This is a genomic window from Bacillus sp. FSL K6-6540, from assembly GCF_038007545.1.
On record NZ_JBBOXH010000001.1, the window covers coordinates 803,679 to 817,364 of the forward strand.

The window sequence follows — 13,686 nt, forward strand, 5'->3', positions numbered from 1 at the left end:
GATCGGGGTTTTCATGTAGACTGGTAATGATTTACTGCCGGGCATGCCTGTGTTTGGGGGATGACGGTCCGTACATACTTGCTTGCATATGGGGGTGGGCACTGTGCCCAAAAAAGAAAAGGTATCCATGTCATGGCTGCTGCGGTATTTGAAGCCGGTAAAAGGACGGCTGATCCTGCTGCTGGCCATGCTGCTGACGTCGACCGGCTTGCAGCTGCTGAATCCGCAGATTGTCAAACGCTTTATCGACACGGCAGCCGGCGGAGGCGTGATAGCCACGCTGATCCAGCTTGCGGGATTATTCCTGGTCGTGGCTGTGTTGAACCAGCTGATTACCGTAGCTGTCAGTTATCTGGGGAATGATATTTCATGGCGCGCGACGAACCGGCTCCGCGGCGATCTTTTGAAGCATTGCTTACGGCTGGATATGCGGTTTCATAATGTGAAAACGCCCGGCGAGATGATTGAGCGGATTGACGGAGACGTGACGAATATCTCGAATTTCTTTGCGATGTTCATCGTGCAGGTGATCGGCAGCTTCGTGCTGCTTGCCGGCATATTGGGATTCATGTTTACGGTCAATTTGCCCATCGCGATCGTTATGACGGTGTTCACGCTGCTGTCCATTCTGTTCATGGTGTTCATCCGGAATATGGGCGTCAATTCCTCCAAGAACGAACGGGAAGCCAGCGCTTCGCTGTTTGGATTGATTGAGGAACGCATCGCCGGCATCGAGGATGTTCAGGCGAACGGCAACGTGCCGTACGTCATGAACCGGTTTCACCGCTTGATGCGCAGCGTGTTCCTGAAGGGGAGAAAAGCCTGGATGCTCCGCGTCGTACCCTGGAACACCACGGTGATCCTGTTTGCCCTAGCGGTTACCGCAGTCCTGTTACTGGGGGTACGCTATTATTTGATCGATGAAATTACGCTGGGAACCCTCTTCCTGATCTATCAATATACGCAGATGTTAAACGATCCGATCGAGATGCTGGGCGACCAAGTGCAGGAGTTCCAGAAAGCGAAATCCGGCATGCTGCGCTCCAGAGAGCTGCTGTCCAACAAGAGCGAGATCGTGGACGGGGAGCAGGAAGAGCTGCCCGAAGGCGCGCTCGGTTTGGAGTTTGAGGGCGTCAACTTCAGTTACAACGCGGATAAACCGGTATTAAAGGACATTAACTTCGAAGTGAAGCCGGGTGAACGCCTGGGGATCATCGGACGTACCGGCAGCGGGAAGTCGAGTCTCAGCCGCATTCTGCTTCGACTGTATAACATCGACAGCGGGGTCATCCGCGTCGGAGGCACGGATATCACGAAGCTGAAGCTGCCCGCGCTTTATCGCCGGGTGGGGATGGTTACGCAGGATGTGCAGCTGTTCGACGGCTCGCTGCGCGACAACCTGACGCTGTTCGATCACGGCGTGTCGGACGAATTCATCCTGGAAACGACGGAGCGTCTCGGGCTTCGGCAGTGGATCGATGCGCAGCCGGAAGGTCTGGATACGCATCTGACCACCGGCGGGGCCTCGTTGTCCGCCGGGGAAGCGCAGCTGTTTGCGTTAACCCGGGTATTTTTGACGCAGCCGAGCCTGGTGATTCTGGATGAACCCTCTTCACGCTTGGACGCCGCAACGGAGACCATGCTGCAGGCAGCCGTCGATCAGCTGATGAGCAGTTGTACGGGCATCATCATCGCGCATCGGCTGGCTACCCTGGAGCAGGTGGATAAAATCATGGTGCTGGGTGACGGACGGATTCTGGAATTCGGCGCACGGGAAGCACTTGCGTTAGATCCGGCATCGCATTATGCGAGACTGCTGAGCACAGGCAGAGAGGAGGAGCTGGCGTGACCATCACGGGTTTTATAGGGCGGCTGTTTCGATTTAGGCCCTCATTATTTTTAATCAACGGTTTATTGTGGTGCATCTTTCATTCGCTGCCGTTATTGATCGGGCTCGGAATGCAGTGGTTTTTCGACCGGGCCACATCGAATTCCACGGATTATGTATGGCTGGCCGTTCCTTTGATTTTTATTGCCGTTGTAAGGGTCGCGCGGGTGGGGACGTTCTTTGCAGCCTTCTATCAATGGGTAACGTATATTTATCATATCCAGGCTATCTTGCGCACTAACATGCTGGCGGGGATCATGCGCTGGCCGGGACGGAATTTGCCGGCTTCTCCAGGGGAGGCGATGAGCCGCTTCCGCGATGACGTGGATGAAGTTGTGGAATACGTGGAGTCCTGGGTGGATTTTTGGGGACGTCTTGTTTTTGCGCTCGTATCCGTTGTCATCATGGCAAGCATTAACTGGAAAATCATGCTGGTGGCCGTGCTGCCGCTCGTGGTGGTCACGCTCCTGAACAATTTATCCGGCAACCGCGCACGGCGTTACGGCCTGAAGAACCGGGAAGCTACGGGGCGCATCACCAGCTTCATTGCCGAAACCTTCGGCGCGGTTCAAGCCTTGAAGCTCGGGCAGGCCGAAGATCATGTCCATGAACGCTTCACGAAGCTGAACGAGGACCGCCGGCAGGCAGCGCTGAAGGATAATCTGTTCAAACAATGGATGCGGTCCCTGAACCAGCATGTGCTGAGCATTTGTACGGGACTGATCCTGTTGATGTGCGCAACCGAGATGCAGGCCGGGCATTTCACCGTCGGGGATTTCGCGTTGTTTACGACGTACCTGGCCAATATCGGGTTCAGTATTTCCTTGTTCGGATATATGGTGTTTCAGCACAAACGGCTGAAGGTTTCCTTTGACCGTATGCGCTCGCTGTTCCGCCCCGGCGAGGAGGACCGGATTATTGAAGCGAGGGAAACGTATCTGAACGAAGATCCTCCGGAACTGCCTCTCATTCGCAGGGAGCCGGGGGAGAAGCTCAAAGAGCTGGAGGTAAAGAATTTATCCTATCATTATCCGAATTCGGAGAATGGGATATCGAATATCAACCTCCGCCTGGAGCGCGGCAAGTTTCTGGTGGTGACCGGCCGAATCGGGGCCGGGAAGTCGACGCTTGTCCGGACCCTGCTGGGGCTGCTGCCCAAGCAGGCGGGCACGATTCGCTGGAACGGGGAAGAAGTCGATCCGGCTACCTTCCTGATGCCCCCTCGGGCGGCTTATACCCCGCAGGTTCCAAGGCTGTTCAGCGATCCTTTGAGAGAGAACATCGTGCAAGGGAAGAAAGAGCGGGCCGAGGAAGCGCTGAAACGGGCCGTCCGGCTGGCCGTCATGGAGAAGGACATCGAGAATCTGGATCAAGGGTTGGAGACGTTTGTCGGCCCGAGAGGCGTCATGCTGTCGGGGGGACAAATCCAGCGCGCGGCCACGGCGCGCATGCTGATGACCGGCGCGGATCTGTACATCTTCGACGATCTGTCCAGCGCGCTGGACGTGGAGACGGAGCAGCTGGTATGGGAGGGAATGTTCAAGGAGCGTGACGTCACCTGCATTGCAGTATCGCACCGCAGGGCGGCTCTGTCCAAGGCCGATCATATCATCGTCATGAAGGATGGACGGATCGAAGCGGAGGGAAGCTTGGCGGAGCTGCTCGCCACGAGCGAAGAGATGCAGCTGTTATGGCAGGGTCAGTCCACGACCGAGACCGAGGCCGCGGTAGCGGATGAAGCCGAGGTTAGCAAGGTATAACATTCAATGTGGTTTGGAATTGGGGATATTTGAACAGGTTTAAGAGCAAGGCAGCTTCCGTTGGTGAGGAGGCTGCCTTGTTTTGTATAATGATGGGTGGAATATACTGGAATTATATCGGTCATATAAGGGAGAGTTCCGCATGAAGAATCGCAAGTTCTTGATCACTTTCGGCCATAACCTGGACCATAGCAATATGGATGATCTGGTTTCAGATCGACTGTCCCGCCATAAGGGCCGGATACAGAAGGATTACTTCGATCCGGTGCTGCGCAAAGGGGCTGCGTTTATTCTAAACTATCAGATCATCGACACGAATGCGGACAGAGTCTCGCAGCGGTATTACTTGGATGACTACCACATAACAGAGGCCCAGCTGCAAGGCTTTCTGTACTCACTGAACAAGCTGAAGGGCACGCATGTGTTGTGCAATCCCAGGAAGCAGGGGCATCACTGGACCGTCATCGACGAAATCGAGTACAGCTGTTATGCCTATCAGACATTGGACGGAAGGGATCTTCGTTTTATAGAATACCAAAACGATACCAGGGCGGATGCCGTCATGAAGAAGGGGATACCCCGGATTCCCGAGCATCAGCACTACCTTGCCTTCCCAATGGACTGCAGTCAGGAAGAGAAGGATCGGCGGTTGACCGACTGGATCTGCGGGATCATTGAAGCGGCAAGCAATGACCTCTAGCTTCAACGCTACTTCAAAGAATACCTTCACGTATTCCCTCCACCCGGGAATACGCGATTGGCGCTTCGTCTGCCCGTCCATGAACCTATCATGAATTCCATCGGCAGATTCTATTATTTTGCCTGCGGGAATAAGGATATAAGTACAAGCCGATCGATAGGCTCTAGGAATAGGATGTAGAAAATGAATGGAAAGGGTGGGTTTTTCATGGAATGGAGCGTCATTTTTCAACTGATCGATCCGCGGCTGTTCATGGTCGTTGCCGCTTGTTGGGTGATCGGATACGTGCTGAAGCAAACGCCTAAGGTTCCGAATTGGAGCATCGTATATGTGGTTATGGTCGTATCCATCCTGTTGACAACCGGTTTGATCGGCTGGAGCGTGGAGAATATCATCCAAGGCATCCTTGCGGGGGCGTTCGCCGTATTCGGGCATCAGGCCGTTAAACAAACGGCAGAGGCGATTGCGACCAGAAAGAAGTAAGAACGGCTGCAATGGGCCCCAGGATCATTTTGGTCTAAACCGAACGTTACCTTGTAGCCTGCGTCTCCCGCCTGTTATCCTAAAGTTCATGAGATCATGAGAGGGAGCGTGAAAGACATGCAAAGGAAAACGTTGAACGTTGAGGCGCTGCCTGGGTTTGAGCCGGAGATCGGCCGCTGGATATGGGGACTCGAGGAGGTGCGGCGGACGATATTGAAACGGCTGGCCGGGATCCGATATGAGCATTTGAATCATAAGGCGGCCGGCCGGCAATCCATCGGTTCACTGCTATACCATATTGCCTTAATCGAAGCGGACTGGCTGTACGTCGAGGTGCTTGAATCCGATTGGGACCCGAAAATAAAGGCTTGTTTTCCCTGGGATCACCGTACCGAGGATAACCATCTTTCTGAAGTGCCGGATCAGTCACTGGATGAACATCTTCACCGCATGCAGAGGGTACGTCATGAATTGCTTGCCCATTTCCGAGGAATGGACCTTTCGGACTGGAGAAGACCCAGACAACTGGAGCCGTACGATGTGACGCCCGAATGGGTCATCTATCATCTGATTGAGCATGAGTCCCATCACAGGGGACAGATATTTCAGCTGTTAAGGGAATTGGAGCAAGCGTGAGCATCGTCCCGACGCTGGTAAGCTTCGGCTTCTTCCCGGAGCCCGCATCGCGGCATTTTAAGCGAATGTGCCGTAATTTTTATAACCACGCAGGGCAGGGAGCATTCCTTGCTCTTTTTGCGCATATCCTGCAACGATTCATTCCGCCATACGTATTAAGCCAGATAGTATGCGTTCGGAGGGGATACGATGAATAACGAATTTTACGTGGGATGGGGAACGCTGGCGCTGATCAATGCCGGGCTGGCCCAAGGAAAGAACAGAACGGGCTTAAACTGGTTTCTGCTGTCGCTGTTGTTAGGCCCGCTCGCAACCTTGTTTCTTGTCTTGTCAGCTAAAAGGTGAACTTGGCAAAAAAGGTAAATCGGGCAATAAAAAGAGCCGCCTCCCGGCAAGGGAAGCGGCTCTTATCGTATTTTACATCCGCTGAAACATCGCGGTATCACGGCTGTAGTGCGTCAAATAACCTGTTTCTTCGTTGCGGATGCGGACGACATCCGGCGTGTAGCATTCAATGTAACCTCGCTCGATCTCCACGTATACGCTTGCGGGGTCTTCCTCCCACACGGAAACCAGCGTTTCCGACAGCGCGGCAGCGAAAAAATGGATGTCTTGCGATAGGTACCGGCTATTGCGGTCTATATTCATTTCATTTCCCCTTGATGATTAGAATCGGATAACATGCGGTCTACTAACTCGTTCATTCCCTTCCAGGAATCCTTCAGAATAAATTCATGCTGAATATGCGCATTCCATGGGCGCGGAATCAGGATGGTCTGTTTTCCGGCTTTTCTCGCAGCAATCGCATTATGGGGACCATCGTCAATCAGAAGGTCAAACTCCACCAAATCCTTGCGCTTGGCCACGAAAAAATTCTCGAACGGAATAAAAGGCATATGCCTCTGCAGCCATCTCCATTTCTCGGGCACCGAGGAGGGTCGGGCTGCGGTAACGACAATGACATCATAATCATGTGTCATTCTGTGAACCTCGTCAATCGTATATTCGTCAAATAGTTCGAGCTCTTCATACAAGCCGGGCTTTCCGAAGAAAAATTCTTCCGAGCATTCAGGATGCCAGATTTGGTGCAGGTTGTAATCGGTAATCTGATCGAGCGTAAGCTGGGGATCCTTGTACTGCAAATTGTGATAATGGATGGCTTTGGGAATCAGATGGCAGATCGTATCATCCATATCGATGGCGACTATTTTTTTGCTCATATCGTCATTACTCTCCTGTAATCATGAAATCTTCGAAAGATGATGTTCCGTAAATTGTAATGGACAGGATGCATATTGGCAAACCAAAATCAAAAATGGAAGGATGTTGCATTTCTTTCCCCTGACTCATTATAAACTAAGTATAACATTAATAGGCCGGCAACCCTTCTGATATTTTCCCGGCGTGGGTTCGACCGGAATCATAGCACCTTTCCTTCATTATGACAGTACATGTCATGAATGCCCTTTTATAATAGGAGCACTACAGGGCACAAAGGAGGAACGGCCATGCCGCAAGAATATATCCGCATTCGCGGTGCCAGGGAGAATAATCTAAAGAATGTTTCGCTCCAAATTCCAAAACGAAAAATCACCGTCTTTACCGGCGTATCCGGCTCGGGCAAATCGTCCATCGTGTTTGATACCATCAGTTCCGAGGCCCAGCGATTGCTGAACGAGACGTTCACCGCTTTTGTCCGGAACCGGCTTCCCCGGCATAGCCGCCCGGACGTGGACTCGCTCGAGAATTTGTCGACCGCCATCGTCATCGACCAGAAGCGGCTGGGAGGGAACTCGCGTTCCACGCTCGGCACGATCACCGATCTGTACGCCGTTCTTCGACTGCTGTTTTCGAGGGTGGGGCAGCCATTCGTGGGTTACTCCAATGCGTTTTCTTTTAACGATCCGCAGGGCATGTGTCCGGAATGCCAGGGAATCGGGAAGAAGGTGGAGCTGGATCTGACGAAGCTGCTGGATACGACCAAATCCTTGAATGAGGGAGCGGTCCGGTTTCCGATTTTCTCGGTGGACAGCTGGTATATGAAGAACTACACCATGTCCGGTTTCTTTGATAACGACAAGAAGCTGGCCGATTATTCCGAAGCGGAATGGAATCTCTTCCTGTACGGCAAGGAGGGGAAAGTGACCTTCCCGTCCAAAGGCGGACCGGTGCAGTCCGACTTCGAAGGCCTCGTGCTGAAATTTAACCGGCTGTATATTCAGCGAGATAGCAGCGAATTGTCCGAACGAACCTTCAATCACGTGAAAAATTTCATTACGCACGGCACATGCCCGTTATGCGAGGGGACACGGCTCAGCCAAGCTGCGTTAAGCTGCAGGATCAACGGATTCAACATCGCCGAGTGTGCGGCCATGGAGATCGGGGACCTAAGAGCGTTCATCCTGGATATCAAGGAGCCGATCGCTGCCGGCATGGTAGCCAGCTTAGCGGAGCGGCTGCAGCATTTGATGGATATGGGACTGGATTACCTGACGCTGAACCGGGAGACGACCACGCTCTCCGGAGGCGAGTCGCAGCGGGTCAAGATGGTCCGGCATCTGGGCAGCAGCCTGACGGACATGATGTATGTTTTTGATGAGCCGAGCGTGGGCTTGCATCCGCGGGATGTTCACCGTCTGAACGGCATGCTGAGGAAGCTTCGCGACAAGGGCAACACCGTGCTGGTCGTGGAGCATGACCGTGACGTGATTGAAATTGCCGACCATGTGGTGGATGTGGGGCCGAATGCCGGTACCCGGGGAGGGGAAATTGTCTTCGAAGGGACGGTCGAGCAGCTGTGCGACCAAGCTTCCACCTTAACCGGGCGGTATATGAAGCGGTGGATGCCGATGAAGGAACAGTTTCGCGTACCTACAGGGCATATGCGCATTGCCAATGCGAATCATCATAACCTGAACAATGTGACGGTGGATATCCCGGTAGGCGTATTGACCGTGGTCACGGGCGTAGCGGGATCAGGAAAGAGCTCGCTCATTCACCATGCCTTCCTGTCCCAGCATCCCGAGGCTGTTGTCATCGACCAGTCCGCCGTCAGCGCCTCGATCCGTTCCAACCCTGCCACCTACACGGGGATCATGGATGACATCCGGAGCATGTTCGCCAAGGCGAACGGTCAGAGTCCATCCCTGTTCAGCTTCAATTCCAAAGGGGCCTGCCCCGACTGCCACGGGCTCGGTTTCATCTATACGGACCTGGCTTTCATGGAAGGCATCAAGTCGCCGTGCGATACCTGTGACGGCAGACGTTTTAAGGATGATGTGCTCCAGTACAAGCTCCAGGGAAAAATGATCACCGAGGTGCTGGACATGACGGTGCTGCAGGCGCTGGTTTTTTTCGAGAAAAAAGAAATCAAGCGGCGGCTGGAAGCATTGCATGACGTGGGCCTGCACTATCTGACCCTCGGACAGCCGCTGAGCACCCTGTCCGGGGGCGAAAGCCAGCGCATCAAGCTGGCCAGCGAGCTGCACAAGCAGGGTCAGATTTACGTCATGGACGAGCCGACGACGGGGCTGCATATGTCGGATGTCGGGCATCTGCTGGACATGATGAATCGGCTCGTCGATAACGGCAGCTCGGTGATCGTGATCGAGCACAATCTGGACGTGATTCGTCAGGCGGACTGGATCATCGATCTCGGGCCCGAAGGCGGCAGCAGGGGAGGGAGGGTCATATTCGAAGGAATGCCCGCCGAACTGATCGCGGCGGAACACTCCCTGACCGGTAAATACGTGAGAGGATAGACTTAGAATGGCTGTGCCGCATATCCCCGCGGCATGGCCATTCTATGGTTATCAGGCTTATATGATCGTTTAAACGGCAATACTGTATGCTGCCACAGACTGCGGCTTAGGCAGGAGTCGGTTAATAAGAATGTATAAACGACTAATGTCCGTATACCGCGATGGGCAGCATTTTGATTGTAAACGGGGGATCAGGCAATGCGGAAAGCATGGTGGAAAGAAGCCGTTGCGTATGAGATCTATCCGCGCAGTTTCATGGATTCGAATGAAGACGGCATCGGGGATCTGCAAGGGGTGATATCCCGTCTGGATTATTTGAAGGATCTCGGGATTGACGTCATATGGGTATGCCCTATCTATCGATCCTCCAATAACGACAACGGCTATGATATCAGCGATTATCAGGATATTATGACGGAATTCGGCTCGATGGCCGACTTCGACCGGCTGCTGGCCGAAATCCATAAGCGCGGCATGCGCCTTATCATGGATCTGGTGCTTAATCATACCTCGGATGAACATCCGTGGTTTATGGAAGCCCGCTCCTCCCGAACGAATCCGAAGCGGGATTATTACATCTGGCGGGATCCGAGGGACGGGGCCGAGCCGAACAATTGGGAATCGGTGTTCACCGGTTCCGCTTGGGAATACGACGAACTAACGGGTCAATATTATCTCCATCTCTATTCGAAAAAGCAGCCTGATCTAAATATGGAGAATCCGGCGGTCCGGGAAGAGCTGGTGCGGATGATCCGCTGGTGGCTGGATAAAGGGATCGACGGCTTTCGCGTGGACGCGATCACCCATATTAAGAAGCTGCCGGGTTTGCCCGACATGCCGAATCCAAACAACCTTCGATATGTCGATTCAAATCCCGGTCACCGGAATATCGCGGGAATCCATGAATTTCTACAGCAATTCAAACGCGAAGCGTTGGCCGATTTTGACATTATGACGGTGGGCGAAGCCAGCGGCATTCCGATCGCCGAAGCAGACCGCTGGATCGGGGAGGAGAACGGGGCGCTGAACATGATTTTTCAATTTGAGCACGTCAATCTCGATTTCGGACTCGAAGGGCGCTGGGATTACGCCGTCTGGGACTTGGCCGAATTGAAGCAGATCATGCATAAATGGCAGACGGGCCTGGAAGGGACAGGCTGGAACGCTCTCTATATGGAGAACCATGATCAGCCGCGCTCCGTATCCCGTTTTGGCGATCCGGTCCACTATCATAAGGAATCGGCCAAGATGCTGGCTACTTTTTTTATGCTGATGCAAGGGACGCCGTTCATTTACCAGGGGCAGGAAATCGGGATGACGAATGTCGAGTTTCCGGAGCTGAGCGATTATCGGGACGTGGAGATCTACAATTATTACCGCGAGCGGCTGTTGGACGGAAAAGACGTGTCCGAGACGATGCGCAGAATCGCGTACCGGGCCCGGGACAATGCAAGAACGCCGATGCAGTGGGATGGCACGCTTTATGGCGGTTTCTCATCCGTCGTGCCGTGGATTCGGTCCAATCCGAATTATCATGAGATCAACGTGGAGCATCAGCTGGCCGATCCGGATTCCATTCTGAATTACTATAAGGCCTTGATCCGTCTGCGCAAGTCCACCGAGGTGCTGATCTACGGAAAATACGAAGCCGTGCTGGAGGAGCATCCGGAGATCTTCGCTTATTCCAGATCATTAGGGAACGAGGTATATCTGATCGTATTGAACTTTTACGGCAGGACGCCGGAGTTTCAGTTTCCAGCGGAATGGAGCGGCCGTCATCCGGAAGTGGTGCTCACCAATTACGAGCGGTCGGACCGGAGTTTCGGCCAATTCACCTTAAACCCTTATGAAGCGATAGTTTATCGTGTAAACTAAGTGGGTAAGCGATTTCTTGAAATGAGAGGTGAATGCAGCTTGTCGCAGCCTAATTTGATGTCTGCCGCCGTTCTTGATCGTCCTTTATCCATTGGGGTGAAGCAGGTGCCCATTCCGGAGCCGAAGCCAGATGAAGCCTTGATTCAGGTGTATTGCATCGGCATCTGCGGTTCGGACGTGCATTATTATGAGCATGGACGGATCGGAAGGTATGAGGTGAAAGAGCCGTTGATTCTGGGACATGAGCTGGCTGGAGTCGTTGTGAAAACGGGGGAGAAGGTGACAAATGTCTCCGTCGGTGACCGCGTGGCCGTGGAGCCGGGCGTTACGTGCGGGCGATGTGCCTATTGCAAAAGCGGACGCTACAACCTGTGCCCGGACGTGGTGTTCATGGCGACTCCTCCGGTTGACGGTGCCTGGGCCGAATACGTTGCGGTTCGCAGCGACTTCCTGTTCCGGCTGCCGGATGAAATGTCCTTCGAGGAGGGTGCATTGCTTGAGCCGCTGTCCGTTGGCCTTCATGCCGTACGCCGCGGGCGTATCCGGCCGGAGGACCGGGTGCTGGTGCTCGGTTTGGGCCCGATCGGCCTGCTTGCCATGGAGGCAGCCAAAATGTCCGGAGCCTCAGAGGTATTCGGCAGCGACGTCGTGGATTACCGGCGCAATCTGGCCCTTCAGATGGGAGCCTCCGGCGTGATCAATCCCATGGACGAATCCGTGCCCCAGCGATTGGTCGAACTTACGGGCGGCAAGGGAATCGATCTCATCATCGAAACATCGGGCAATGCCGGGGCCATCGCGGATTCCATCGGTTATGTGAACCGCGGGGGCCGCATCGTGTTTGTAGGCTTGCCTGCAAAGGATGCCATTCCGGTGGATATCGGCGCTTTGGTTGACGCCGAGTTGGATGTATACGGTGTGTTCCGCTATGCGAATACGTATCCGGCCGCTATTCAGATGCTGCAGAACAAGGGCAGCCGCATACGGGACATCATCACCCACCAGTATTCTTTGGATCAGATCGAGGAAGCCGTGGAGCTTGCCCGCACGCAAAAGGACACCAGCGTCAAAGTCATGATCTATCCTCATCAGAACGCATAACGTTCTTTGCGGCAGGAAGAGCTGCTCTGGAGCTGGCGGTACAATCGAACCTGAATAATGTGATCATCAAAAAGCACCGCTCCAACACTTGTCGGAGCGGTGCTTTTTTCAACCGGTTAGTCCGGGCGCTCATTGCTCATCCAGCTGTCGATGCGAAGATCATCGCCGTAGGTCTCGCGCGACGAAATTTCGCCGAGCTTCTGCTCGGCAGCCTCGCGGGTATCGAATCCGCCGATGACCGCGATAAAGTCCCCGCCGGCCGCCTTAATGAAGGCCACGTCGTCTTCCAAGTAAATCTCTTCAAGAATGGCAAGGGATTCCCCTTGCGGCATCGTCTCACTGCGGATATAGAAGACTTCGCGCGGAGTTACCGGCTCGCCGGTGGAAGTAAGCCTCAGCTCCAAATAGCCGGGATCTTTATATTCCGATACGGAATGCTTCACGCCGTCCTTCAGCTCAACGACAAAACGCATGGCCGAATCGTCCAGAATCACATTTTCATAAACATCCTTCACCAGCGGAAGCGCCAGCATGTCTTTCTTGATGGTATCATAGTCAAAATTTCGAACCCCGTTAAACGTGAAAATAAGGCGGTTCGGGGCATCTCTATGGTCGACGGTATAGGCAGGCACGCTGGAAACGGACTCGCCTTCCTGATCAAAATGAATCTTGATTACATCCTCGGAAGCTTCCGTTCCTACGGTAACGCCGTCGGTCCGCTCGCCGCCGCCCCCGAATTGCAGCACCTGAACGATGCTGCCCACCACGGGTACTTTGGATAAGGCATTGGCTACCGTTGGGATATTGACCACGAAGAGCAGGGCAGCGGCCGCTGCAACAACGGAAGAATACCTCATCATGCGTTTGGATCGTTTACGGGTGGCCGCCTTTTTCTGCGCAGCATCTATGACGCCTGTTAACTGAGCGGGAATTTCAATGTGTTCGTAGCGTTCTTTTCCTGTCATAGGCTATCGACCTCTCCCTCGATTAAATAAGATTTCAATTTTCCGATAATGCGATAAAACCTGGTTTTGACGGTGTTCTCGGACAATGACAGCACATCCGCCATTTCCCTAAAGCGCAGGTCCTCAAAAAACTTCAAAATCATGTAAGTTTTCTCCTCCGGCGGGAGTTTGTCCAGCGCATCGTACAGATCCATTTTCTCCTCCAGCGGGACCGCATGCTCTGCAGCCGCGTAGTCCTGAGCCTGGTCTTCCATATAGGTAAACCGCTTCTTGCGACCGAGATGGTCGATGGCAGCGTTAATGACGATCCGGGTCATCCAAGAATCAAAATACTGCGGCGCGTTCATCCGCTCATAAGCGAGGTATCCCTTATAGGTCGCTTCCGAGACGATGTCCAGTGCCTCCTGCTCGTTTTTGACATAGCAATAGGCCACCCGGTATAACTTGTTCTTGCATTTCTCGATATGTTCACTGAACTGTTGTTGCTTCGATTCTTTCGCTCTCAGTTCACTCACTC

General features: G+C 53.5%; 13 protein-coding genes. 9 read left to right on the forward strand and 4 right to left on the reverse strand.

Features of this window, described 5'->3' with window-relative positions:
• The first annotated feature begins 103 nt into the window (after positions 1 to 103).
• The 6 genes from MHH82_RS03530 to MHH82_RS03555 all read left to right on the forward strand — a co-directional run bounded on the left by MHH82_RS03530 (position 104) and on the right by MHH82_RS03555 (position 5,812).
• Entirely contained in the window at positions 104 to 1,849 is a 1,746-nt protein-coding gene (locus tag MHH82_RS03530) for an ABC transporter ATP-binding protein (RefSeq protein ID WP_036664595.1), read from the forward strand.
• Entirely contained in the window at positions 1,846 to 3,648 is a 1,803-nt protein-coding gene (locus MHH82_RS03535) for an ABC transporter ATP-binding protein (protein ID WP_340963330.1), read from the forward strand. The genes MHH82_RS03530 and MHH82_RS03535 overlap by 4 nt, the downstream gene beginning before the upstream one ends.
• Positions 3,649 to 3,790: 142 nt before the next feature.
• A complete protein-coding gene (locus MHH82_RS03540) occupies positions 3,791 to 4,348 on the forward strand; it encodes a hypothetical protein (RefSeq protein ID WP_041622091.1) in 558 nt (185 codons plus the stop codon).
• Positions 4,349 to 4,555: 207 nt separating this feature from the next.
• Positions 4,556 to 4,831: a phage holin family protein gene (locus MHH82_RS03545; RefSeq protein ID WP_119850149.1), complete on the forward strand. Its 276-nt coding sequence runs from the start codon at positions 4,556 to 4,558 to the stop codon at positions 4,829 to 4,831.
• 117 nt (positions 4,832 to 4,948) lie between these two features.
• Positions 4,949 to 5,467, forward strand: a complete 519-nt coding sequence (locus MHH82_RS03550; RefSeq protein ID WP_012818874.1) for a DinB family protein — start codon at positions 4,949 to 4,951, stop codon at positions 5,465 to 5,467.
• Positions 5,468 to 5,656: 189 nt separating this feature from the next.
• Positions 5,657 to 5,812 carry a hypothetical protein gene (locus MHH82_RS03555; RefSeq protein WP_006208027.1) on the forward strand — a complete coding sequence of 52 codons (156 nt, stop codon included), beginning with the start codon at positions 5,657 to 5,659 and terminating at the stop codon, positions 5,810 to 5,812.
• Positions 5,813 to 5,884: 72 nt separating this feature from the next.
• Here the strand turns inward: MHH82_RS03555 and MHH82_RS03560 are convergent, their stop codons facing one another.
• The gene (locus MHH82_RS03560) at positions 5,885 to 6,115 is read right to left on the reverse strand and encodes a hypothetical protein (protein WP_009591802.1); all 231 of its coding nucleotides are present in this window, start codon (positions 6,113 to 6,115) and stop codon (positions 5,885 to 5,887) included.
• On the reverse strand, positions 6,112 to 6,687 hold the full coding sequence (locus tag MHH82_RS03565) for a 5' nucleotidase, NT5C type (protein ID WP_012818875.1): 576 nt from the start codon (positions 6,685 to 6,687) through the stop codon (positions 6,112 to 6,114). The genes MHH82_RS03560 and MHH82_RS03565 overlap by 4 nt, the downstream gene beginning before the upstream one ends.
• Positions 6,688 to 6,975: 288 nt before the next feature.
• Between MHH82_RS03565 and MHH82_RS03570 the strand changes: the two genes are divergently transcribed.
• The 3 genes from MHH82_RS03570 (at position 6,976) to MHH82_RS03580 (ending at position 12,204) form a co-directional block, all read left to right on the forward strand.
• Positions 6,976 to 9,228: an excinuclease ABC subunit UvrA gene (locus tag MHH82_RS03570; RefSeq protein ID WP_340963345.1), complete on the forward strand. Its 2,253-nt coding sequence runs from the start codon at positions 6,976 to 6,978 to the stop codon at positions 9,226 to 9,228.
• A 198-nt stretch (positions 9,229 to 9,426) separates the two neighbouring features.
• Entirely contained in the window at positions 9,427 to 11,103 is a 1,677-nt protein-coding gene (locus MHH82_RS03575; protein ID WP_340963348.1) for a glycoside hydrolase family 13 protein, read from the forward strand.
• A 39-nt stretch (positions 11,104 to 11,142) separates the two neighbouring features.
• Positions 11,143 to 12,204: an NAD(P)-dependent alcohol dehydrogenase gene (locus MHH82_RS03580; RefSeq protein ID WP_145039918.1), complete on the forward strand. Its 1,062-nt coding sequence runs from the start codon at positions 11,143 to 11,145 to the stop codon at positions 12,202 to 12,204.
• A 116-nt stretch (positions 12,205 to 12,320) separates the two neighbouring features.
• On the opposite strand, the gene MHH82_RS03585 is transcribed toward MHH82_RS03580, so the two are convergent.
• Complete coding sequence (locus tag MHH82_RS03585; RefSeq protein WP_340963352.1) at positions 12,321 to 13,169, reverse strand: hypothetical protein; 849 nt, start codon at positions 13,167 to 13,169, stop codon at positions 12,321 to 12,323.
• Entirely contained in the window at positions 13,166 to 13,684 is a 519-nt protein-coding gene (locus MHH82_RS03590; RefSeq protein WP_145039914.1) for a sigma-70 family RNA polymerase sigma factor, read from the reverse strand. Before MHH82_RS03590 ends, MHH82_RS03585 begins: the two co-directional genes overlap by 4 nt.
• Between the last annotated feature and the right edge of the window lie 2 nt (positions 13,685 to 13,686).

Bases quoted from the DNA above. Each gene is read 5' to 3' on its own strand.
- MHH82_RS03540 (WP_041622091.1), top strand. From the start codon at position 3,791: ATGAAGAATCGCAAGTTCTTGATCACTTTCGGCCATAACCTGGACCAT.
- MHH82_RS03545 (WP_119850149.1), top strand. From the start codon at position 4,556: ATGGAATGGAGCGTCATTTTTCAACTGATCGATCCGCGGCTGTTCATG.
- MHH82_RS03550 (WP_012818874.1), top strand. From the start codon at position 4,949: ATGCAAAGGAAAACGTTGAACGTTGAGGCGCTGCCTGGGTTTGAGCCG.
- MHH82_RS03555 (WP_006208027.1), top strand. From the start codon at position 5,657: ATGAATAACGAATTTTACGTGGGATGGGGAACGCTGGCGCTGATCAAT.
- MHH82_RS03560 (WP_009591802.1), bottom strand. From the start codon at position 6,115: ATGAATATAGACCGCAATAGCCGGTACCTATCGCAAGACATCCATTTT.
- MHH82_RS03565 (WP_012818875.1), bottom strand. From the start codon at position 6,687: ATGAGCAAAAAAATAGTCGCCATCGATATGGATGATACGATCTGCCAT.
- MHH82_RS03570 (WP_340963345.1), top strand. From the start codon at position 6,976: ATGCCGCAAGAATATATCCGCATTCGCGGTGCCAGGGAGAATAATCTA.
- MHH82_RS03575 (WP_340963348.1), top strand. From the start codon at position 9,427: ATGCGGAAAGCATGGTGGAAAGAAGCCGTTGCGTATGAGATCTATCCG.
- MHH82_RS03585 (WP_340963352.1), bottom strand. From the start codon at position 13,169: ATGACAGGAAAAGAACGCTACGAACACATTGAAATTCCCGCTCAGTTA.